17 protein-coding genes are annotated in these 22,661 nt (G+C 44.3%); 8 read left to right on the plus strand and 9 right to left on the minus strand.

The window, feature by feature from the left end; genetic code table 11:
• Positions 1–2: 2 nt before the first annotated feature.
• From NBH06_RS08695 to rsmH, 3 genes are read right to left on the minus strand one after another with little or no spacing between them, the layout of a single operon-like run.
• Entirely contained in the window at positions 3–2,072 is a 2,070-nt protein-coding gene (locus NBH06_RS08695) for a PASTA domain-containing penicillin-binding protein (RefSeq protein WP_250793862.1), read from the minus strand.
• Complete coding sequence (locus NBH06_RS08700) at positions 2,056–2,418, minus strand: FtsL-like putative cell division protein (RefSeq protein ID WP_250793864.1); 363 nt, start codon at positions 2,416–2,418, stop codon at positions 2,056–2,058. The genes NBH06_RS08695 and NBH06_RS08700 overlap by 17 nt, the downstream gene beginning before the upstream one ends.
• A gap of 2 nt (positions 2,419–2,420) precedes the next feature.
• On the minus strand, positions 2,421–3,335 hold the full coding sequence (rsmH, locus tag NBH06_RS08705; protein ID WP_021892393.1) for a 16S rRNA (cytosine(1402)-N(4))-methyltransferase RsmH: 915 nt from the start codon (positions 3,333–3,335) through the stop codon (positions 2,421–2,423).
• A 224-nt stretch (positions 3,336–3,559) separates the two neighbouring features.
• On the opposite strand from rsmH, the gene glsA reads away from it, so the two are divergent.
• The 3 genes from glsA to NBH06_RS08720 are packed head-to-tail and all read left to right on the plus strand — an operon-like array spanning position 3,560 to position 6,481.
• Positions 3,560–4,387, plus strand: coding sequence for a lyso-glycine lipid O-acyltransferase GlsA (gene glsA, locus NBH06_RS08710; protein ID WP_040296344.1), 828 nt, complete (start codon positions 3,560–3,562; stop codon positions 4,385–4,387).
• A 1-nt stretch (position 4,388) separates the two neighbouring features.
• The gene (gene glsB / locus NBH06_RS08715) at positions 4,389–5,336 is read left to right on the plus strand and encodes a glycine N(alpha)-acyltransferase GlsB (protein WP_008863185.1); all 948 of its coding nucleotides are present in this window, start codon (positions 4,389–4,391) and stop codon (positions 5,334–5,336) included.
• Positions 5,337–5,374: 38 nt separating this feature from the next.
• Complete coding sequence (locus tag NBH06_RS08720; protein WP_250793866.1) at positions 5,375–6,481, plus strand: WG repeat-containing protein; 1,107 nt, start codon at positions 5,375–5,377, stop codon at positions 6,479–6,481.
• A gap of 12 nt (positions 6,482–6,493) precedes the next feature.
• Here the strand turns inward: NBH06_RS08720 and NBH06_RS08725 are convergent, their stop codons facing one another.
• The 3 genes from NBH06_RS08725 to NBH06_RS08735 all read right to left on the minus strand — a co-directional run bounded on the left by NBH06_RS08725 (position 6,494) and on the right by NBH06_RS08735 (position 9,509).
• On the minus strand, positions 6,494–7,201 hold the full coding sequence (locus NBH06_RS08725; RefSeq protein WP_008863183.1) for a GIN domain-containing protein: 708 nt from the start codon (positions 7,199–7,201) through the stop codon (positions 6,494–6,496).
• Between the two features lie 11 nt (positions 7,202–7,212).
• Positions 7,213–8,205, minus strand: coding sequence for a tRNA dihydrouridine synthase DusB (dusB, locus tag NBH06_RS08730; protein ID WP_250793868.1), 993 nt, complete (start codon positions 8,203–8,205; stop codon positions 7,213–7,215).
• An 80-nt stretch (positions 8,206–8,285) separates the two neighbouring features.
• Positions 8,286–9,509 (minus strand): M16 family metallopeptidase, encoded by a 1,224-nt coding sequence (locus tag NBH06_RS08735; protein ID WP_250793870.1) that lies wholly within the window; start codon positions 9,507–9,509, stop codon positions 8,286–8,288.
• Positions 9,510–9,692: 183 nt separating this feature from the next.
• On the opposite strand from NBH06_RS08735, the gene NBH06_RS08740 reads away from it, so the two are divergent.
• The 3 genes from NBH06_RS08740 (at position 9,693) to NBH06_RS08750 (ending at position 11,103) form a co-directional block, all read left to right on the plus strand.
• The gene (locus tag NBH06_RS08740) at positions 9,693–10,238 is read left to right on the plus strand and encodes an LOG family protein (protein ID WP_250793872.1); all 546 of its coding nucleotides are present in this window, start codon (positions 9,693–9,695) and stop codon (positions 10,236–10,238) included.
• 17 nt (positions 10,239–10,255) lie between these two features.
• A complete protein-coding gene (locus tag NBH06_RS08745; RefSeq protein ID WP_250793874.1) occupies positions 10,256–10,819 on the plus strand; it encodes a cob(I)yrinic acid a,c-diamide adenosyltransferase in 564 nt (187 codons plus the stop codon).
• Positions 10,820–10,881: 62 nt separating this feature from the next.
• The gene (locus NBH06_RS08750; RefSeq protein ID WP_008863178.1) at positions 10,882–11,103 is read left to right on the plus strand and encodes a DUF2795 domain-containing protein; all 222 of its coding nucleotides are present in this window, start codon (positions 10,882–10,884) and stop codon (positions 11,101–11,103) included.
• Between the two features lie 182 nt (positions 11,104–11,285).
• On the opposite strand, the gene NBH06_RS08755 is transcribed toward NBH06_RS08750, so the two are convergent.
• Positions 11,286–12,422 carry a Fic family protein gene (locus tag NBH06_RS08755; RefSeq protein WP_250793876.1) on the minus strand — a complete coding sequence of 379 codons (1,137 nt, stop codon included), beginning with the start codon at positions 12,420–12,422 and terminating at the stop codon, positions 11,286–11,288.
• Positions 12,423–12,971: 549 nt separating this feature from the next.
• Between NBH06_RS08755 and NBH06_RS08760 the strand changes: the two genes are divergently transcribed.
• Both NBH06_RS08760 and NBH06_RS08765 read left to right on the plus strand, forming a co-directional pair.
• Positions 12,972–15,200 (plus strand): beta-N-acetylhexosaminidase, encoded by a 2,229-nt coding sequence (locus NBH06_RS08760; RefSeq protein WP_250793878.1) that lies wholly within the window; start codon positions 12,972–12,974, stop codon positions 15,198–15,200.
• 156 nt (positions 15,201–15,356) lie between these two features.
• Entirely contained in the window at positions 15,357–19,517 is a 4,161-nt protein-coding gene (locus NBH06_RS08765) for a toll/interleukin-1 receptor domain-containing protein (protein WP_250793880.1), read from the plus strand.
• 236 nt (positions 19,518–19,753) lie between these two features.
• On the opposite strand, the gene NBH06_RS08770 is transcribed toward NBH06_RS08765, so the two are convergent.
• Entirely contained in the window at positions 19,754–21,115 is a 1,362-nt protein-coding gene (locus NBH06_RS08770) for a TIGR00341 family protein (protein ID WP_250793882.1), read from the minus strand.
• Positions 21,116–21,156: 41 nt separating this feature from the next.
• Positions 21,157–22,659 (minus strand): lipopolysaccharide biosynthesis protein, encoded by a 1,503-nt coding sequence (locus tag NBH06_RS08775; RefSeq protein ID WP_195634410.1) that lies wholly within the window; start codon positions 22,657–22,659, stop codon positions 21,157–21,159.
• Between the last annotated feature and the right edge of the window lie 2 nt (positions 22,660–22,661).

Consider the following 22,661-nt stretch of genomic DNA (forward strand, 5'->3'; position numbering starts at 1 on the left):
TTCTATTTCAATTTTAAAATTACCGTCGTACCGGGTTGTATGACTTTTCCCGAAGGGATAGACTGCTCTACCACCTTTCCCCGACCTTGTATATTTACATTCAATCCTTCACGCTCCAATATATACAATGCATCTCGCGCACCCATACCGCAGACATCGGGCATACTGTCGCAATAGGCCTCCATATCGCGACATTGGGTCACATCTCCCCGAACTCCCAAATGCTGCAATACTTGCCTTGTCTCTGCAATATCCCCCTTTAAAATAGCCGGACTCCGAACGCTCGTCGAATCCGAAGGTATATCCATAGGCACATCGAGGCGACCCATGGAATAAAGCGTCTCCGCTATCTTCTTCAAAACGCCGCCACAATAGTAACCGGCCGAAGGCATACCCGGCAAATTGGGCTTTCCCAAAAGAACGATACACGAGTACTGTGGATTTTCATACGGAAAAAAACCGCAAAAAGTGATTCGATAACGAGTTTCGTATTTCCCGTCGGAACCTATTGTTCTCACCGTTCCTGTCTTCCCGGCTATGGTCACTTTTTTCGAACGAGCCCGACGACCGGTCCCGTCATCGTCATTTACGACCGCATATAACATATTTCTCAATGCTCTTGCCGTTTCGGGTTTACATGCCTGTTTTCGAACATAACTAATATCGAAGACCGTATCGGTTACCCCGTCCCGAATCAACTCTTTTACCAATCGGGGCTTCACGAATTGCCCGTCGTTAGCGATGGTATTATACAATGCCAATGTATAAATGGGAGGTATTTTTGTCGTATATCCATACGACATACGAGTCAGGTTAATACGATCTTGCACCGTCGACTTCAAATGTCGTATCGTAGGACGGGCCGCCCCCGGTATACAAAGATCGAACGGTTCCATAAAACCCGACTTATAAATGCGCTGTACAAATTCATCGGGATTACGTTCATATCCTCGCAGTATAATTTCCGACAAGCCTATATTGGAAGAATATTTCATCGCTTCGGTAGCGGTCATCGAAGCCCTACCGTGCGTATCGGTTATGGGGCGGACTTTCATTCCCGCCGGATAACGGAAAACTCCATCATGCCCGTTTACGACATCATGGGGACGGATAACACCGTCGTCGAGAGCTATCATCATCGACAAAGGTTTAACCACCGAACCCGGTTCATAACCTTGCACGGCATTATTCACAGTTTCTACATATTCCCCTCCGGGCAATCTCGACAAATTCGACATGGCCTTTATATCACCCGTCGCCACCTCCATCACTATGGCAACGGCAAACTCCGGTTGTGTCTCTTCGATGGTCTGCAATAAAGCCTGCTCCGTTATATCCTGTATATCTACATCGATAGTTGTCTTCACATCGAGTCCCCGCCGAGGAGGTTCGGCCACCCAATCGACCATACCCGACGGAATCTGTTTTTTCACGGTTTTACCCGGAATACCGTATAACAAAGAATCCAATGCTTTTTCCAATCCGCTGTTTCCGTGAAAAGTCTCGTCCAACCCTCCGATGGCACGCGAAGCCATCGTACCGTAAGGCTTCTCTCGTTTGACTATTTTCTCCCGTTCAGGGTCTATATGAAATCCCGAATACTGAGTCGAATGCCGTAAAAAGGGAAACGTCTTCAACAGTTCGTAATCCCTTCCCGTAATTTCCCGAACCAATACGAAATAACGTTTTTTTCTCAAAAAAGCAGTTCGCATAGCCTTTTCATAAGCGGCAGGAGTCCTTTCGGGGAAATATTTTCCCAATAGTTTACACAACGTTTTCAGACTGTCATTAAACTCTCTGGACTTGAATTTGGGAACGCCGAAATCGATTAACGCACGATAATAAGTCATGTTCGTAGCCATCACTTCGCCGTTTTGAGCCAAAATATCGCCCCGCTCAGGCATTACCTCATGAGTGACAGAAAGCATACGTGCGGCTTTCTCGTTCCATTTATCGGCATGTATAATACATGTATCGGCCGCTTTTTTTACAATAGCGACACTGAACACGAGCACCCCGACAATCACCAGAGCATACCGCAACAATATGTGATTTCTATTCCTTGTCTCCATCTTGCGGTATTAATTTTACGGGAGGAGTATCTGGTATTTCAAGTCCCAATTTATTTTCATTGACAAGGGCGATAATTCTGGAATGACGTACCAACCCCATATAGCGGGCTGTGGCACGCACTCGCTCCGTCTTGGCATTGGACAATTCAAAACGCAAATATTTAATGGTCTCGACCTTTGTCTGACAAACATATCGGTTAGCGATCGACAACCAAAAAAGGAAAACGACCGAAGCGATAAATACCCAATGAGATCTGAAAAAATCCAAAGAGAATATACGCCCCTGTACAAGCAATTTCAGATATTTGATAAATCCGCCTTTCTCGTTTTTCCCTTTTTTAGCCATATCTATACCTTCTCTGCGATTCTCAGTTTAGCGCTCCGCGACCTCGGATTCCGTTCTATTTCCGCTTCATCGGGAACAATTACTTTATTGTTGACCGGCCGAAGAGGTGCATTTATCCGACCGAAAAAGTCCTGTTCGGCACGCCCCTCCACATTACCCGTCTTCATGAAATTCTTGACCATGCGATCTTCCAACGAATGGTACGTAAGAACCACCAATCGGCCGCCCTGCGGAAGTAACTCTACCGACTGTTCCAACAACCGGCGCAGACTTTCCATTTCTTGGTTTACCTCTATCCGCAAAGCCTGAAACAACTGAGCCAATTCCTTTTTTTCCTGCTTCCGATTGATATAAGGCCGCACTACCTCCAACAATCTCTCTGTCGTTTCTATGGGAGCCGATGACCGAGCGGCGACAACTGCGGCCGCTATGCGCCGAGCGCTCTTCAATTCACCATACAAAAAAAACAAATCGGCCAATTTTTCCTCGCTACACGTAGCTATCAATTGAGCCGCCGTCTGTCCCGAACGTCGATTCATTCGCATATCGAGAGGCCCTTCGAAACGAAAGGAAAATCCCCGGTCCGAATCATCGAAATGGTGAAAAGAAACTCCCAAATCGGCTAAAATCCCATCGACTCGCTCCACCCCGTAATAACGCATGAAGTTTTTCAAAAACCGGAAATTACTATGGACAAACGTAAATCGAGGATCATCGAGGCTATTCTGCCGGGCATCTTCATCTTGGTCCAAAGAAAACAAACGTCCACATTCGCCTAAATGTCCTAAAATGGCACGAGAATGACCGCCCCCGCCGAACGTAACATCGACATAAGTTCCCCCCGGCTGGATATTCAATCCGTCGATACATTCTTCAAGCAGCGCGGGCACATGATATACAGCCGATTGCAACTCCATTTATCTATCTTTCTTCAACTTTGTTTTTTCGCAGGGTAAAGATAGAAATTAATCCCTAATCCAAAGGTGCTCTTTTTGACTTTTTTTCTGTATTTCTTTAAATCGACATGGCTCTCGCAATCATCAGAAACGACTCTGCGATTCGACTCTCAAACAAAAACATCTCGCAAACTCACAAAAACAAAAAAAATACAGTAATTTTGTATGCACTTTTTACAAAAGATATGAGTTCTGAGCCTTTAAAAATCGACATAGAAAAAGTCGTCAAGGAGAAAGCTCCGAAATATGCAAAAAAAATTCCGGGATTTCTTTTTCGCTACCTTGAACGCACGATACACCAAGACGAAATAAACTACATTCTCAAAACATATAAAGACAGTACCGGTGTAAAATTCGCCGACGATTTGCTTTCTTATATGAACGTGCATATCAATGTGATAGGGAAAGAAAATATCCCGCCCGAAGGTCGTTTCATTTTTGCATCGAATCACCCGTTGGGAGCCCTTGACGGAGTTGCGCTCATTCGTTTCTTCGGACATTTTTACAGCGGAAAAATTAAATTTCTCGTCAACGATCTTCTCATGCATATCAAACCTTTGGCGCCGGTGTTTCTACCGATCAACAAGTACGGTTCCCAAGCCAAAGAATCCAGTCTGCAAATCAATAATGCTTATGAATCGGACGAGCAGATGCTCATTTTCCCGGCAGGCTTGTGCTCTCGGCTGCAACACGGGAAAATAAAAGATTTGGAGTGGAAAAAAACATTTATCGCCAAGGCCGTTCAATCTCAACGAGACATCATTCCCATCTACTTCGAAGGACGAAATTCCACTTTTTTTTATCGTTTTGCGCAAATACGTAAATGTATCGGATTAAAATTTAATATAGAATTGATATATTTGCCCGACGAAATGTTTAACAGCAAAAACAAGACATTCGACATATACATTGGCAAACCTATCCCGTGGCAAACTTTCGATAAATCGAAAAGTTTGCAAGAATGGGCCCAAATCGTTAAAGAAAAAGTCTACCAGATAAAAAAGAATCAATAGCATGGAACCCATTATTGCGCCCGTTGATAAAGAACTTATCAAAGCAGAACTAACCCCGGACAGATTTATGCGGGATACTCGCAAGGGCGGAAATAAAATATATATCATCGATTGCAATAATGCTCCCAATGTTATGAGAGAAATCGGGAGGTTGCGCGAAATAGCATTCCGTTACCCCGGAGGCGGCACTGGATTACCGCTCGACATAGACGAATTCGATACTATGGACCCGCCTTGCCAACAACTCATCGTATGGAATCCCGATGCCGAAGAAATCATAGGAGGATACCGTTTCATCGTAGGAGAAAATATTCGTAACGACGAAATGGGGCGACCCCGTATCGCAACATCTCATTTGTTTGAATTTTCTCAGAAGTTCTTACAGGATTATCTGCCCCATACAATCGAGTTAGGCCGTTCTTTCGTTACGCTCGAATACCAATCTTCGAGAGCCGGAGCGAAAGGATTATTCGCTCTCGATAACCTTTGGGACGGATTAGGAGCGCTGACCGTAGATTATCCTCAAATAGAATACTTTTTCGGGAAAGTAACCATGTACCCCACTTACTCTCAAGAGGGGCGAAACATGATACTCTATTTTTTGAACAAACATTTTCCCGACCCCGATCGTCTCGTTTGGCCTAAACACCCGTTACAAACCGACACCGACGAAGAAAAAATGAGCAAATTGTTCATTTATGACGACTTTAAAGAAGACTACAAAATTCTAAATCAAGAAGTACGCAAACTCGGGTACAACATTCCGCCGTTAGTCAACGCCTATATGGGATTATCTCCCACGATGAAAATGTTTGGTACGGCCATTAACGACGAATTCGGGAACGTTGAAGAGTCCGGTATCCTCATCGCGATAAAAGATATTATCGCAGAAAAGAGAAGCCGATATATCGAAACCTACGATAAACTTCCGCCGATAAAAATATCATAGATGATATTATACTTAATCGGTGAATAAACATATTCGCCATGAAATATTTCCATGTCATACCTGCTGCATGCATTTTCTTGTTTTGTCAATGCGGAGGACAAGATTCTCATTTCCTGTCCGATACCAAATACATACCTGTGTTTAGCGAAGATTCCTGTCAATACATAGACCATGGAGACAATTTGCATTTTACCGGAACATATTCCGATGCCACCCTGTTTTACGACAATATGGCGCTAATATGCAATCAATCGGATAAAAAATGGGGATATATCGACGATTCCGGTGAACTTCAATATCCGGCGGTATATACCCGGGCAACTATCTTCAACGAAAACCGGGCTTGGGTAGTACGACCCGACGAAGCCCCTTGCGCCATAGATACGAAAGGGAGACTGCAACTAACTCTCACCCGCGCTTCGAAGGTCATGATTTTTTGTGAAGGAATGGCAGCTTTCGCCCAAAAAGAGAAAAAAGGAGAACGATGGGGATTTATCGACAAATCGGGAACACCCGTTATTAAACCGCTCTATAAAGATGTAAAACCGTTCTCATCGGGTCTTGCCGCAGTTAAAAACGAGCAAAATCTATGGGGGTATATCGATTCCAAAGGGATTGAACGAATACCGGCGCAATTCTCGTCGGCCGAGTCTTTCTCAAAAGAAGGGCATGCGGTTGTCCGGTCCGCCAAATCGGGACTGTTTCAAGTCATCGATACCAAAGGCGATACTTTGTGGACGATCGAATGCGATGCTCTCATCTCCGACGGGAATACCTTTCGGATAAAGAAAGATAAAAAATGGGGGTGGTGCGACAACAAAGGAAACATATTTATCGAACCACGATTCGAAGACAGTGAATCTTTTGGAAACCCAGACTTGGCCCCTGTCAAAATACGAGGGAAATGGGGTTATATAAACCGTAAAGGCGAATGGAAAATAAAGCGGCAATTTTCCAAAGCATTTCCGTTTTTCGATGGCTTGGCCGTGGTACAAACCGGAACAGTATACGGGTTAATAGACCCGGACGGACATTTCCAAATCAATCCTCAATACGACCGTATTTCCGAAGACTACATTCATCAATCGATCAGGAAAGGCTCGGCATTCACACTGGTAGAAAGCGATCACGCCCGATACAAATAAAACCTTCGCAACTTATTTCCCCTCCAACGAACGGACAGATAACTCTCCCAGAGAGAGTTTCTTGATTTCGGGGGTCCCTCGATAATACACTTCACCGTTTCCGGTAGCCTTTGCCGTCAATTTCTGGGTAGCATGACACCCGATTACTCCTACCCCCCGGATTCGGCAGGTTACATCGCGGGCGGTTAATCTATCGGCTTCTATCTGCCCTGCCCCGGTCACAGAAAGCTCGGCTTCTCGGCATTTACCCGTCAGCGAAATTTTTCCTTTGCCGGTCAATACAGATGCTTTTACAATGCCATAATCGATTTGAGGAGCCGAAATAGAACCGTTTCCCAGTACTTTGGCCTGAAACGCCGCTCCCGATATAGGCGAAACAATCTGTATCGATCCCAATCCATTATTTTCGACATACTCCAAAGCCGTGGAATAAACGATAATAGCACCCTGCATCTGCTCTTTATCCGACGAACCTTTATACTTAATCGTCAACTGACCTTTTTTCGATACACATTCGACATGAGAAATATCCTCGGTCGATGCCATTATCACGATAACACCGGCCGAATCGGCACTCTGACGATAAGACACATCGAAATTATTATATACCTTCATCTTATAAAAATCATCTACCGAAAGCTGTTTCACAGAAGTTTCTACTGCCTGCAATGCGGTAAGAGACATCGATAAAACCGCCAATATACTCCACACCTTTTTCATATCTCTCTTTTTTATATTTGTTCTGGTAAAATATCACATTCTATCTTATCGAGAATAGCAGTCAATTCATCGACCGTATTCGCTTGTAACATGGCTATGCGAGTATCCCTGAAATTAGGAATGCCTTTAAACAAAGGCGTCGCCGCCAAATGTCTGCGAATATGCAATATGCCCCGGCGTTCGTCCAACCGGGCCACACTTTCACGCAACTGCCTCCTCAAAACCGACATCTTCTCGTGGATCGAAAGAGGAGGTAAAAGCTCGCCCGTCTCCAAATAATATTTCATCTCCTTGAAAATCCACGGACAACCGAAACTCGCCCGACCCACCATAACGGCATCGACCCCGTAACGATCGAATCGCTCTTTGGCAATTTGGGGAATCGTCACATCTCCGTTTCCGATAATGGGGATACGCATGCGAGGATTGTTTTTTACCTCTCCGATCAAAGTCCAGTCGGCTTCGCCCGTATACATTTGGCTGCGCGTACGTCCGTGTATGGTCAAAGCAGCAATGCCGCAATCCTGTAACCGCTCGGCCAAATCGACGATAATCTTCGAATCATGGTCCCAACCCAACCTCGTTTTTACCGTCACCGGTATTTTCACGGCATCGACCACGGCCCGGGTAATTTTCAACATCAACGGGATATCCCTCAACATACCGGCTCCGGCGCCTTTGCCGGCTACCTTTTTTACCGGACAGCCGAAGTTTATATCCAATACGTCGGGATTAGCCTCCTCGCAACGACGAGCCGCATCGACCATAGCATCGACAAAACGTCCGTAAATCTGTATGGCGACAGGCCTCTCCGCATCCTGTATGCTCAATTTCCGCATGGTACTGTTGATATTCCTTACCAAAGCATCGCTCGACACGAACTCCGTGTAGACCATATCGGCTCCGAATTCCTTACACATCAAACGGAAAGACTCGTCCGTGACATCTTCCATCGGAGCCAATAACAAAGGATACTTGCCAAAATCGAGATTACCTATTTTCATTCAAAATATAATATTTGAAAATACGAATATACAAAAACTCCACACTTCATCTGCCCGAAATTGTAAAAATTAACCACGCCTTACTCATAAATTAACATAGACAAACGATCCTCTGACAACAACTCGTTAGCGACTTCCAAAATATCGTCGGCCGTAATCCGCTCCATCAAAGACGCAATCTCCTCCAAAGAATCGAAACGACCGTAACGGAGGAAACTCTTTCCCAAAGCCAACGCCACATTCTCCGAATGATCGGTAGAAACCTCTATCTGCCCCATAAACTGACGTTTGGCCGCAGCCAACTTCGCCGGCGAAAGCCTTTGCTCTCGAACCCTTTTCAACTCCCTTTTCACCAAATCGATACATCGCTGAGCATAACGATGATCCGTCCCGAAATAAACTGTAAAAAGTCCCGTATCGGTATACGAAGTCACGGACGACTCCACCGTATAGACATACCCTCTCTTTTCCCGGAGGCTCACATTCAACACGCTATTCATGCCCGGGCCACCCAATAAATTATTCAACAACAGTAACGGACGGCGACGTTTGTCGAACAAATCATACGCCCTCGCCCCTATAATGACGTGCGACTGATGAGTATCGCGGCTCACCGTCCGGGAAAAAGACTCGACAAATGGTTTCAACCCACGAGACAACTCTTTCTTAGGACGGCATAAATGACCGAAATAGCGCTCCGCCAGCCCCCTCACCCGATTGAAAGATGTCGAACCCATAAAAAAGAATACCATATTTTCGGGCGTATAATAATCCGTCAGGAAACGACGGGCGACGTCCGATGTGATTCGAGTCAAAGAATCCACGTCTCCCAAAATATTCCGGCCCAAAGAACACCCCTCGAAAAGAGATGACTCGAACTCGTCGTAAATCAACTCCGAAGGCGTATCCCGATAAGAGTTTATCTCGTCGACGACGACCTCGCGCTCCTTGCACAACTCTCTCTCCGGGAACTGAGAATCTGCGACAAGGTCGCCGAGTAACTGCATGGCACGAGCCAGATGAGCGCCGGGGAAAACAGAATACACCACCGTCTCCTCTTTCGACGTATAAGCATTCAATTCACCGCCGACAACCTCCATGCGGTTCAAAATATGCGAAGCACGCCGATGAGTCGTCCCCTTGAAAATCGTATGTTCCACAAAATGAGCCAATCCGCTGTAATCCTCGTCCTCGTCGCGAGTCCCGGCATTGACAGTAAATCCGCAATACGAAACCGCCGATTGCGTCGGTCGGTAAATCAGACGGAGACCGTTCGGTAAAGTATGTGTTTGAAATTCTTCCATAAAATATCCCTGTGTTAAGGAGGTGCAAAGATAGCGCAAGTCAAGAGCAAGAACAAGTTCACTTGGTTATACCGAGACGCAGCCTATTTTCGCAGCATGCAAAAATAGTGCAAGTCGAGAAGAGAAACAAGTTTATTGAGTTATACCGAATTTTCATTACCTTTGAAAGAAAAACAGAAACACATGCAAAACATTACCATTTTCTGTTCTGCATCAGACACGGTCGCTCCGATATATAAAAACGAAGCCGAAACAGTAGGACAATGGATAGGGACACACCACAAGACATTAGTATACGGAGGAGCCAACGGAGGCCTCATGGAAATCGTCGCTAAGGAAGTCCGCGACAATGGAAGCCAAGTACTCGGCATTATCACCCGCCACATCGCCGAAATGGGTCGATCCAGTCAACAACCCACCGGCCTCGTCACAACCGAAAGCCTGGGTGAACGCAAACGGCTGCTCATCGAGCGAGGCGACATACTCGTGGCCCTTCCCGGCGGAATAGGGACTATCGACGAACTTTTCGATGCCCTCACGACAAAAATGCTCGGCACACACGACAAACCCGTTATCATCTGTAACACACAAGGCCTGTTCAACCCATTGATTCAGCAAATAGAACTGCTGCGCAAAGAAAACTTCTTGCGGTACGACCGGCCGGATATTTACCACATCGTACCGGACGCCAAAACCTGTTGCGAACTTCTCGAACAATATAACCGTTAATACCCAAAAACGAAGATATGAAAAAAAGCAACCTGTACACAATGACCGGAGATAAAGGCACGACATCGTTAGTAGGAGGACAACGTACCACCAAAAACGATCCGAGGCTCGAAGCCTATGGAACCGTCGATGAACTCAATGCCCACATAGGACTCCTTCGACAAACAGGAAATCGGTCCGAAGACGATGCCCTGCTCCTCTTCATTCAAAATAAACTCTTTGTCATCGGCTCCTACCTCGCCACCGACACGTCCTTCACACAACTCCGAGAAGCCAGCCGCCTTTGTCCCGAAGACATCGCCCGGATAGAAAACCGCATCGACACACTGGATGCGACCGTTCCTCCACTCCATGCGTTCCTCCTACCCGGCGGAACCGTCGCTGCCGCCCAAGCGCACGTCTGTCGAACCGTTTGCCGTCGAGCCGAACGCCGCATCTGCCAAGTAGCCCAAGAAGTTTTAGTCGATGAAAACATCATGAAATTCATCAATCGTCTATCAGACTACTTCTTTGTTTTAGCAAGGTTTAACAATTACACTGCAAAACAAGACGAAATTTTCTGGGATAAAGATTGTAAATGAAAATAAATAAATTACTTTTGCGAAAATTTTATAGGAGGACTTAACGTTAAATTTTTATCACTATGTACTGGACATTAGAATTAGCATCGAAACTCGAAGACGCACCTTGGCCTGCGACAAAAGAGGAATTGATTGACTACGCTATGCGTTCCGGGGCGCCTCTCGAAGTTATTGAAAACTTGCAAGAGATGGAAGACGAGGGGGAAACCTACGAATGCATCGAAGATATTTGGCCCGATTACCCCAGCAAAGAAGACTTCTTCTTCAACGAGGAAGAATATTAATTCAGGCTTGAATTAAAAGCACTGATAATCCGACAACTATAAAAAGCCACCTTTTTATAGGGTAGTTTTTTTCGCTTATAAGTAAAAACCTAAAAACACCCCATGGGGTGTTTTTAGAATAGTTTATTTAGCTATAATGTACTTGTAACTTCATTAAACACGTACCTCTTCCTATACTTTAACTACCTGAATAAATTAAGATATTGCTCGCATACAAACAATCTGTTTCTACTTTGACCTGTTATTTCAAATAATAGACCGTCTTTAACAAGCAGTTTTACTAAAGTACTTGCCGATGTGAAGGTTATGCCACATAAAGAAGCTACCTGATCGATAGTGGTATATGGGTTTTCAAGTAAACGATGAAATACAATGATGGCATTTGTTGAACGAGTTCTATATGTTCCCCTAATCAAATTCTCCGTTTCATTTTTAAATTCTAATATTGATGAAAGCGTCTCTACCGCCAAAGAAGCAGTCTGCTCAATACCTACAAGAAAGTATTTTATCCACTGTGCCATATCATTCTTTGTACGTATAGCCGAAAGATTATCATAATATAAATCTTTTGGGGTCTCAAAGAATGTCGACAAATAAAGCAAAGGTTTCTCCAATAACCCTTCTTTTACAAGGAATAATGTGATTAGCAGACGTCCGATTCTTCCATTGCCGTCCAAGAATGGGTGAATCGTTTCGAATTGATAATGAGCAATTGCAATCTTCAATAATGCAGGCAACTGAATTTGATCATTATTGAGGAATTTTTCCAAATCTCCCATAAGTTCACCTACCAATTGGTGTGTTGGCGGAATATACTTGGCATCAGCAAGCGACTTTCCTCCAATCCAGTTTTGACTGTTTCTAAACTCACCGGGAAGTTTATGTTCGCCTCGTACGCTATCCAGTAACAATCTGTGAGTAGTCTTTATCAGACGACTTGAAATCGGCAGTTTCTCCAAACAAGAAATTGCCTCATTAAGAGCCTTTATATAATTCCGTACTTCTTTCCAATCATCACGCCGTTCAATTTTCACTTCGTTCTCCGGAAGCAATGCCTCATCCATACGAGTCTGCGTGCCTTCAATACGACTGGAAATAACCGCTTCCTTTGTTACGTGCAGTTGTATAAATAGATCAATATTAGGAACTAAGCGCGAAAATGAATTAAGTTCTCCTAATCGCAATGCAGCTTTCTCTAATAGATGGTTTATTAGAGAATCTTTCCATTCCCAAGCATCATTTATGAGATTGGGAACAAAATATTTGTAACCATAGCCTTCCTCATAGTGTCCGGCCAAGAATTTATCGAGTTGGATCATATCTATCATTAATTTAAATGCAAAATTAGAATAAGCATTCTATTATTCCAAATTTCTTCACAAAATTAGAATAACAAAATTTATATTCCAATTTACTTATATCTTCTTCTAGGAGTAGAAACTTAGCAAAATTGAAAACTCAAACCAATAATTACATCAATCGAAGATTTTGCTGTCCCGTTAATGCCGACTTTTAAATAAGATATTTGTAAAACCCTCCCTGCTATCCTCTTTGCCATCTAAAAACACGACTGTAATAATTTGACAATTACTGTCTTGAATAACTATCGTGGAAATTCAACAAAAAATACCAGCAGAATCATTTCTCTTTTTCAAAGAACCCACACATTAAATAAGCACATATTAAGTTAAAATCTTAATCCGCTTTACCCATTTATTCCACAAATTTTCCTAACTTTGCTTTATTGAATAGTATCTGCATTTATAGAGATTTATGCACACCGCTATAAAGTATCTGTTTTTATAATCACATGAACATTATCATCACCCCTCGACAAGAGGCAAAACCATGAAAAAAATAAAGTGCTTATGAAATCCTACCGTACAATGTGTAAGAAAACTTGGGCTGTTATACTTGCGATAGCCTGCCATCTACCCGCTACATGGGCAACAAACGCTAACGAAATCGAAATCATTCCGAAACCCGTTCACGTAGAACAGACATCGGGCAATTTCCGGCTTTCCCCCAAATCCACGATCGGTTACGATGCCGCTCTTCAAGGACAAGCCGAATACTTACAGCAAGTGCTCGGTCAATCCACCGGCTGGGATTTGAAACTGAAAAAAGATGCCCGCAAAGCCACTATCCTCTTGACATTAAACCCCGAAAAAGTAGATAAACCGGAAGGCTACCGACTGGACGTAACGCCCAAAGGAATCTCACTGACCGGCCGGGACGCAGGCGGCATATTCTACGGCATACAAACGCTGCTGCAACTCTTTCCGCCCCAAGTGTACAGCGACAAACGGCAGCATGGAGTGGAATGGATCGCCCCCGCCGTAACGATATACGATGCTCCCAATCGCCCGTGGCGAGGCATGATGCTGGACGTGGCTCGTTATTTCTACGACAAAGAGTTCGTGAAAAAATACATCGACATGATGGCCATGTACAAGTTAAACAAACTGCAATTCCACTTGATTGATGACTCCGGCTGGCGATTGGAAATCAAAAAATATCCCCGTCTGACCGAGGTGGGTGCATGGGCAGGTCCCGATCACAACCGTTTGGGAGGATTCTACACCCAAGAAGACATAAAAGAACTGATCGCTTACGGACAAGTCCGTAACGTGGAAATCATTCCCGAAATCGAATTTCCGGCTCACATTCTGTCTGCCGTCGTTGCCTATCCGTGGCTCAGTTGCACGGGCCTGCAACACGAAGTCCCCACACAACATTTCATCAGCCGCGATCTGCTTTGTGTCGGCAAAGAATCTTCCCTGCAATTTTTACGAGATGTATTAGACGAAACCGTTCGATTATTCCCTTCCTCATACATCAATATAGGGGGTGATGAAGCCGTTTACACTCGTTGGGAAGAATGTCCCGACTGCCAAAAAGTGATGAAGCGGGAAGGATTGAAAAAGGCTTCTGAACTGCAAGGTTACCTTACCAACGTCGTAGCCGAAATGATGAAAGAAAAAAATCGTACCGTTGTAGGGTGGGAAGAAATCTTTTTGCGAGGTGATGTCAAAACCCCTGTTGTCGGGCTTATTTGGCACAATGTCAGGGACACCCTTCTTGCTACGCAGCGCGGACATAAAGCTATTCTGACACCCGCCACGCACATGTATTTCGACTTCCCCGAAAGCCGTACCCCGGGAGAAGTGAAAGCCGCCACTTGGATGCCGCCTATCTCTCTCGAAAAATGTTACAGCATGGAAATCAACGACTACTCTCCCGAATCGACCGTATTAGGAGTACAAGGCTGCTTTTGGAGCGACCAATTTATTCACGGCACTGTATTGCAAGAGATAGATTATCTGAATGAAAATCGCTCCGAAAACTATGCCGAATACTTCACTTTCCCCCGTCTGTTAGCTCTTTCAGAAGTGGCATGGTGTCGACAATCCGACCGCAATTATTCCGACTTCCGTTGCCGGTTGAGTCACCATTTCAATCGACTCGACTTCAAAAATTGCCATTACCGTGTACCGGAACCCATCATAGAACAGATGAATCCGACTGCTACCGGTGCAATAGAATTTACATTATCTCCGGCCGTCGCCGATGCCGACATTCGCTATACCACCGACGGCTCCTATCCTACGGTTCATTCCCCCCTTTACACCACTCCGGTAACCGTCAATGACAAAAGCGACTTCCGGGCTATCACCGTAGTAAATCCCCGTCACTATTCGCTGCCCATTTATTTCGCCCCCGACTATTCGGGCTATAAACAGTACGGTGAATATACAGCCGAATGGAAACCCTTGAACGTACAGCCCTATCTAACTCCTTGGCGATTCGAATGTACAGGCAAAATATCAGGCAATGGCACATATACGGTATCGTTCATCTACACAAAAGGTGAAACCCCGTTCCGGTTAGGCACATTGAAACTTTACAAGCGAGACGAACTCCTCGCCGAAGTTCCGCAATCGGTTCTGATAAATGCCGATTCCCCCATAGCGACCTACCGCTTTACCGTCGATTCCTTCGAAGCCGGTACTCCCTTTTTCATAGAAGTAGAAGCCTGCGGAGAGAAAGGAAACGATACCTCGGGATTAGTATTCATAAACAAAGTCACTCAATAACCCATAAAAAATAAGATACACAAAAGGCAGCTAAGCTGCCTTTTGTGTTATATAACATTCGATCGAAATACAGACCGATTCTCCGAAAAGACTATCTTTGTAAAAGAAGATATCATAAAATAATTTTATACCACGTAACACAGAAATTTTATCATCATGGCAAAAGCGCATATTTTTATCAGTTATGCCCACGAAGACAAAGAGTGGGTACTGGAAGGTCCGGGAAACATTCATCTGATACCTCGAATTAGACGACACACGAGTCCGGATGCAGAAATATGGTTCGATGAAGGATTGGTTATCGGCGAAAAATGGGACGAAGAAATACACAATCACATCGTTCAATCACACATTGCCATTTTGCTGATTAGCGAAAGTTTCGTATCCTCGGATTATATCGTAAACAAAGAACTCGTTTGGATTAAAGAGCAAGTAGAAAAAAACGATATGAAAATCGTTCCTCTACTCATCGGAAACATTACCGAAAAATCGAAACGAATAATCGACTGGATATATCAAAGGCAAATACACCCTTCCGAGGCACAACCGCTTTGCAACTATCTCAACGATAAAGCACAATGGGACCACATGATTACGAGCATATTGAACATCATCGATGCCAAAATCGACCAAGTGCTCGAAACTCTTTTGCTGAACGAAAGCACCCGGCAAACCGAAAATTCGATTAAACCGTCTGTCATGCCCGACAGTAAAACAGTTACTGGAAATATCGAAAACCGAGACACGAAAATTACCGATAAAACGACGGCGGCACACCCGACAGGAGTAAACCCCGCACTTTATCAAGAAGCCATCAGACTATACCGGAATCACAAATACAAAGAAGCATCGGATATCCTTCTGAAATTAGCCGCCGCAAACAACACCGAAGCTCAAAATCTCCTTTGCGACATTCTTTGCAACAAAGTAAAAGGGTATCAACTATGGCCCGGAATTTTAGAAACATTCCTACCCTACGCAGAAAAAAATCTTGCCTTCGCTCAAACCATCGTAGGAAAAGTCTACTATCGGGGAAAACTGAATGAGCGCAATTACGAAAAGGCTTTCGACTGGTTCTCCAAAGCAGCCGAAAGCGGGAATTCATATGCCCAATACTTGTTAGGCAACATGTATGAAAACGGGACATTCGTAGAACAAAATTACGATACAGCTCTCTCCTATTATAAAAACTCGGCAGCACAAAACAACATCATGGCCATAGGAGAAATGGCATTCATGAAAGATAACGGTTACGGTATGCCCATGAATAAGGAAGAAGCCATAAAATGGTATGAAATGGGAGCAAAAAGCGACGAACCGACATGTGTGTTCACTCTGGGATTAATCTATGAAGAAGGAGACGGAGTACAAAAAAATATCCTGAAAGCTGCCGATTGGTATCAAAAAGGAGCACAAGCCGGCATTCCTTCTTGTTTGTATAATCTTGGGAAGCTAATTATCAATAAAGAAATATCGGGAGAAGAAGAGAAAGGATTCAACCTCATACAACAAGCCGCGGAAAGCGGATACTCCTTTGCCCAAAACTACATGGGACGTGCATACCGTTTCGGGTGGTATGTCAATGCAAACCCGGTCAGAGCCACCAACTGGTTCACCAAAGCGGCAGAACAAAATATGCCGGACGCAATGTGCAATTTAGGCGACATGTACTCCTATGAAGACGGATTGACCATCGACTATGAAAAAGCGTTCTATTGGTACGAAAAAGCTGCCGAAACAAAACACAGCAGAGCTTTGACCGAACTGGGAGACATGTATTATGCAGGGAAAGGTGTCCGACAAGATTACCAGAAAGCAATGGAATATTACCAGAAAGCGTGTGACGAAGGTTATCCTTATGCATTCTATTCATTAGGCTTTATGTATTGGAAAGGACAAGGAACGCTCCCCGACAAAGAAAAGGCTCAGGAATATCTCAGTCAAGCCGCCGCTATGGGAAATGAAAGCGCTTTCCAACTTTTGAACCGCATGGATCACGAATCGGAAGAAGAAAAAGACATCGACCCATTCGCCCGACAAGCCTATTTAGAAGCTCAACAAGCCCTTGCCGACAAAGAAACAGAAAAATATATCAACCTTCTATCCCAATCGGCGAATTTAGGATATGTTCAAGCCCTGAACGATTTGGGAGACCTCTATTTTAATGGAGAATTGGCCCCTAAACATATGGGCAAAGCATATGAATATTTTTTGAAAGCCTCTCAAAACGGATCTGGATATGGTTCATACAGTTGCGGATTCATACTCATGAAAGGGTCTTCCGATATTCCCCGGGACATTGAAAAAGGACTTTCCATGTTCCGCTTGGCGGTTGAGCAGAATTACAAAGCGGCAACCCGGGACTTGGCTCGATATTACTATTCGTTGGAAACCGAAGAGGACAATCGCAAAGCGTTGGACTACTACCTGCAATACATCGAATACAATCCCAAAGACACCGATACATTGCTTCATATCGGATTGATTTACGAATCGGGATTGGGAGTTCCGCTCAATATCGACCTCGCCCGTAGATATTATGAACGAGCTGCCGAACAAGACGAAACCGGCATGGCATACAACTTCTTGGGAGGAACCTACATGAATGACGAAGAAACCGAGAGCAACGAACGAAAAGCCGTGCACTATTTCCAAAAAGCTATCGAATTGGGCAACACGAATGCAATGTTCCGAATCAGCTACTACCTCCACAACGGTAAAGGAGGATTACAGGTCGACATACCTCGGGAAATCGAATTGCTCACCGAAGCCTCCAAACGCGGAAACCATCAAGCCACGTATCGGCTGGGATTATTATTCGAAGATAACGAAAGTGGAATGGCTCAAAATCTCGAATTATCCGTCAAATACTTCCAATTAGCCGCCGACAACGGTATTCTCGCCGCCATCAACAAGATGGGAGAATTATATCTTTTCGGGGAAGTAATACCGGCAAACCTGACGAAAGCCATATCTTGCTTTACGGCAGCCTCGGAACAGGGATATGGGAAGGCCTCATATTGGTTGGGAAGGCTTCATACCGATGGTATCGGACAACTCGAAAAAGACACTCAAAAGGCGATGAACTATTACCGTAAAGCTATCGAACAAGGTTATGAAGAAGCCCGGGAGTGGATGGAACAACTCCAAAAAAATTTGGTGGACGAGACCATAACAGATATTGAAATACCCCAAGACAAGTCAGACGAAGAGTTATACAAAGATGCTAAAAATGCATTGGAAAAAGCCCAATTCAAAACGGCTTACGCCTATTTTTCCTATTTAACGCAAAGAAACCATGCCGAATCGTTCAACGAACTAGGAGACATGTATTTCTACGGCAGAGGAATGGCAATCAACCAAGCCAAAGCTCTGGAACTATATAAAAAAGCCGCGGCACTCGATAGTGTTTATGGTTTCTTTAATGTCGGATTCTTATATTGGAACGGACCCGAAGAAATACAAGATCCCGAACAAGCATTACAATATTTGAAAAAAGCGGTCCAAATGGGCTATACCTACGCACTGAGTTTCATCGGAGATATCTATCGAACCGGACCGGAAGAACTTATCGATTATGCCGAAGCGAAACGATACTATCAAAAAGGAGTCGACGTTAACGAAATCAATGCAATAAAAGGTATGGCTCTTTTATACCTTTTGGGACAAGGCGTAACACAAAACAATGCTATGGGAGCATTCTATTTGAAGAAAGCAGCCGATAAAGGCAACGCATGGGCCATGTATCACTTAGGACGTCTGTATTATTACGGCGAGGGTATTCCCCGTAACCCCAAATTGGCATTGGACTATTTACAAATGGCTTATGATGCGAACTATCCGGATGCATGCAGTCTGTTAGGACTACTCTATGAAAGAGGCGAAGGCACTGCACCAAATATAGAATTAGCCAACAAGTTATACATCAGAGGGCATGAATTAGGAGACAACCAATCCATGTGGTACTTGGCTTGCAATTATCTCGATGGAAACGGTCTGCCCAAAGACTACAAAAGAGCCGAAAAACTCTTTATACAAGCCATCGAAAGAGGGAACGAACCGGCTCGAATCGACTTAGCCAGAATGATATTCCACGGATTAGGAACAGTACAAGACCCGCAAAAAGCATACGAAATCATAAAACCCTGTTTAGAGCAAGGATACGGACGAGCATATATGTTAATGGGAGAAGTTTACGAAAACGGATTAGGTGTGGAAAAAGATTATAAACAAGCCAAAGAACTGTATCGAAAAGCGCTCGACTTAGGATATAGTTTTGCACAAGAAGCACTCGACCGTTTAGACAAGTTCTGCTAAAAATAAAGCTGTTAAAAACAAAGGAGCACCTCCTTCCCTTTCGTACTCTATGGTATTGCGTGACATTTCAGTCCTCCTCCCCTGTGTTTTGAAACACAAAATATAGGGGAGGTGTCCATAGGACGGAGGGGTTAAAAAGACCACAGCAGAGGAAATGGATTAGGGCATCACCCTCTCTCCCTGCCGTGTCCCGTAACATTACGGGGTGTTTCCGCAAGGAAATTTATTTTGTCCCCTTATTTTTCAATGACAAGTTGTACTTTCTTTGTCCCTAAACGAGCCTGTAACCACTCCTTGAATCTTTTTTGCTCCGACAAAGAAAAGACTTTGGAATGACGCACCACAGCAAGAGTTGTCGTGTCTCTCGCCTCCGTATCGATACGGCTGAAAATCGTTTTCGAAATGGCAATATCGGTAACATTAGGGAAAAGAACCTTTATTTCAGGAGCGACTTCCACCCCCACAGAATCATATTGTTGGTAATGCGATGCCAGATTTTCCAAAGAATCTATCGTTTTCTGCTGGCGAGCTATCTGCTCTTGATTATGCAAATAAATATCTTTAAACATCACACTGCTCAAAGTACTTATATCCGCTTGATTTTGCCCATACCCTTGACGAACCTCCAATATAGCACCGCCCAATCCATACTGGGGCAATCTCGCCTGTGCCACAGCTATGGAATCTTTCGGGATTTCGGCTCCTACCAAAGAGACGCGTATGATGTGCTTTCCGTGCTCCGTCACAGCACTTTTACTTAAAACCTGAGTATCGGCATAATTGAAATTCTGGGAAACAAAGCGGGATGCTGCGACCTCGAAAAAGTTCTCTTTCACCATATTGTAAGTAAGGTAAATACTCGGAGCCATAGTCAGTATCAAAATGGTATACACCATTCGTTCCACCTTCTTGCGTCGTTCATCGTCCACAAACTCCTTCTTCGAATATTTCATTAACTTCACGCCCAAAGTCGTTGCGAACGCAATAAAAACCGAATTGATGAAAAACAAATAAAACGCTCCGAAAAAATAATAGAAATTACCGGTAGCCAACCCGAATCCCGCCGTACACAACGGCGGCATCAACGCCGTGGCAATGGCGACACCGGGTAAAACATTTCCTTTTTGTTTGGACGATATCGCCACGATACCCGCCAATCCTCCGAAAAAAGCGATCAACACATCGTAGATAGTCGGCGAAGTACGAGCGAGTAATTCGCTTCGGGCCTCATTCAGGGGTGAAACCCAAAAGTAAATAGTCGACGTTATCACACTGAACAACGTTGCGACTGCCAAATTCCGAAAAGAACGTTTTATCAACTCATAGTCATTGATACCTAACCCCAATCCGATACCCATGATGGGACCCATCAGAGGTGAAATCAACATAGCGCCGATAATCACAGCGGCCGAATTGGTATTCAATCCCAACGAAGCGATAAATATCGCGAATACCAAAATAAGAATCGTAGAACCCTTAAACTCCACTCCTGCGCGAATCGCTTCTACCGAAGCCGCCTCTTCTTCCCTGTCTTGACTCATATCAAGATAATGAGTCAAAAACCTTTTGACGGAATCAACGAATTTGGGAAATGACATAATTACTTTTATTAAAATACCGGAAACTCAAAACCGCTCTTTCAAAACTTGGACACGAAACGTCTTAACCCGGGAACCTCGTTCATCGGCAAATCATGACGGAACAAATAGACCAAGAACACACCCAAAAGCAGAGTCCTGAATGCCAAACGCAAAAAGAGGGATTCGATAGGGACAACCATCGCCACCGCATACAGCACAACCGCCAACAGTGTATAGCGGAAAGCCGACTTCAAATCATAGCGTATCGGGTAAACACGCTGCCCGATAAAAAAAGAGGCCAACATCATACTCGCATAACAAACGAACGCCCCCCAAGCACAAGCCATGTATCCGAAACGGGGAACCCCCACGATGTTGATAATCGCCGTAATGGCAAAACCGAACAAAGAGAACCAAGCGCCCCATTGTGTCCGGTCGGTCAATTTATACCACAAAGAAAGATTGAAAAACACACCGAAGAACAATTCGGCGAGCATGACAATAGGAACGACTTTCAATCCCGTACAATACGTCGCCGGCATAAAGAACCGCACGAGGTCTATATAAAACATCACTGCGAGGAAGATGAAAAGCCCGAATATGATGAAATACTTCATCGCATCCGAATACGACTTTTTATTTCCGTCGCCGGCATCTTTATTTCGGGCAAAAATAAATGGTTCGTATGCAAAACGAAAAGCCTGTGTAAACATCACCATCACGATCGCTATTTTATAAACCGCACCGTATATGCCGAGTTCCGACATGGCATCCGGGCGATTGCTTGCCAGTTGAGGATAAAACATCTTGTCGAAGGTTTGGTTCATAATACCGGCGATCCCCAATATTAATAACGGAAAAGAATATTTCAACATGCGTGACAACAAATGCCGGTCGAACCGATAACGTATCCCGAAAATCTCTGGGAACAAAACCAACAATACAACTCCCGAACTGATGACATTCGAGACCAATATATATCCCACCAAAAAATCGGGGTCGAAAAACCAAGAAATCCACTCGGGGTGAATACCATACAGCCACGGGCAAAGCAGAATGAAAAACAAATTCAACGCTATGTTCAGGAATATCGAAAACAATTTGATCGAAGCGAACCGTATCGGACGATGCCGATAACGCAAGTAAGCGAACGGCAACGCCGTAAAAGCATCGACGGCTATAATGGCCGCCATCATCAATACATAATCCTCATGCTCGGGATAACCCAACAACCTCGACAAAGGCGTTATAAACACCCACACAAGAACAAAAAACAACGTCGATGTAGTCGCCAGCGAAATAAGCCCGGTAGTATAGACCCTCTGCGGCTCTTTCTCCTCCTTATCGTTGGCAAACCGGAAAAAACCGGTCTCCATGCCATAAGTCAGGATAATCAACAAAAGAGCCATATAAGCATACAGATTGGTCACGATGCCATACTCGGCGGTCGTTTTCAATACGTTGATATAAAGAAAAACGAAACACCAGTTCAAGAACCGCCCCAATATACTGCTTAAACCATATATGGCGGTATCTTTCGCCAAACTCTTCATGCCGGCCATAC

The organism is Barnesiella sp. B2-R-119 (assembly GCF_023656675.1).
Lineage (GTDB): Bacteria > Bacteroidota > Bacteroidia > Bacteroidales > Barnesiellaceae > Barnesiella > Barnesiella intestinihominis.

Coding starts and splice junctions, on each gene's coding strand:
- NBH06_RS08695 (WP_250793862.1), bottom strand. CDS start 2,072: ATGGAGACAAGGAATAGAAATCACATATTGTTGCGGTATGCTCTGGTG.
- NBH06_RS08700 (WP_250793864.1), bottom strand. CDS start 2,418: ATGGCTAAAAAAGGGAAAAACGAGAAAGGCGGATTTATCAAATATCTG.
- rsmH (WP_021892393.1), bottom strand. CDS start 3,335: ATGGAGTTGCAATCGGCTGTATATCATGTGCCCGCGCTGCTTGAAGAA.
- glsA (WP_040296344.1), top strand. CDS start 3,560: ATGAGTTCTGAGCCTTTAAAAATCGACATAGAAAAAGTCGTCAAGGAG.
- glsB (WP_008863185.1), top strand. CDS start 4,389: ATGGAACCCATTATTGCGCCCGTTGATAAAGAACTTATCAAAGCAGAA.
- NBH06_RS08720 (WP_250793866.1), top strand. CDS start 5,375: ATGAAATATTTCCATGTCATACCTGCTGCATGCATTTTCTTGTTTTGT.
- NBH06_RS08725 (WP_008863183.1), bottom strand. CDS start 7,201: ATGAAAAAGGTGTGGAGTATATTGGCGGTTTTATCGATGTCTCTTACC.
- dusB (WP_250793868.1), bottom strand. CDS start 8,205: ATGAAAATAGGTAATCTCGATTTTGGCAAGTATCCTTTGTTATTGGCT.
- NBH06_RS08735 (WP_250793870.1), bottom strand. CDS start 9,509: ATGGAAGAATTTCAAACACATACTTTACCGAACGGTCTCCGTCTGATT.
- NBH06_RS08740 (WP_250793872.1), top strand. CDS start 9,693: ATGCAAAACATTACCATTTTCTGTTCTGCATCAGACACGGTCGCTCCG.
- NBH06_RS08745 (WP_250793874.1), top strand. CDS start 10,256: ATGAAAAAAAGCAACCTGTACACAATGACCGGAGATAAAGGCACGACA.
- NBH06_RS08750 (WP_008863178.1), top strand. CDS start 10,882: ATGTACTGGACATTAGAATTAGCATCGAAACTCGAAGACGCACCTTGG.
- NBH06_RS08755 (WP_250793876.1), bottom strand. CDS start 12,422: ATGATCCAACTCGATAAATTCTTGGCCGGACACTATGAGGAAGGCTAT.
- NBH06_RS08760 (WP_250793878.1), top strand. CDS start 12,972: ATGAAATCCTACCGTACAATGTGTAAGAAAACTTGGGCTGTTATACTT.
- NBH06_RS08765 (WP_250793880.1), top strand. CDS start 15,357: ATGGCAAAAGCGCATATTTTTATCAGTTATGCCCACGAAGACAAAGAG.
- NBH06_RS08770 (WP_250793882.1), bottom strand. CDS start 21,115: ATGTCATTTCCCAAATTCGTTGATTCCGTCAAAAGGTTTTTGACTCAT.
- NBH06_RS08775 (WP_195634410.1), bottom strand. CDS start 22,659: ATGGCCGGCATGAAGAGTTTGGCGAAAGATACCGCCATATATGGTTTA.